The sequence below is a fragment of the Colwellia sp. 6M3 genome, assembly GCF_014077595.1.
Taxonomy (GTDB): Bacteria; Pseudomonadota; Gammaproteobacteria; order Enterobacterales; family Alteromonadaceae; genus Cognaticolwellia.
The window spans coordinates 1-242 of the sequence record NZ_JACGWF010000276.1; the positions used below are offsets into that span (position 1 = coordinate 1).

The following is a 242-nucleotide window of genomic DNA, read 5'->3' on the forward strand; positions in this document are numbered from 1 at the left end:
AAAGCCATTAATCGTCACCAATCTTTCCATGTTATCTTGGCTTTGAAGGCGTAAACTTTCGATATCCGTGCCATCACTTTTCCAGACTTTATGGTATTCCTCTACAAGCCAACGGTGCTCATAGTAGCTGATGATAGCTAAGGCGTCTTCTTTGCTGGTGACTGGTTCACTGGTTAATAGGTGCCAGCTTAAGCCGTTCTCAGCGTTTCCTCTCTCTGCACTGCCGACATAGTAAACTGGGA

At 45.5% G+C, this 242-nt stretch carries 1 protein-coding gene; it reads right to left on the reverse strand.

All coding sequences use genetic code 11. The annotated features are described in order from the left end of the window. On the reverse strand, positions 1–242 hold a 242-nt coding region (locus tag H4J50_RS19390; RefSeq protein ID WP_182198120.1), incomplete at both ends, for a transposase.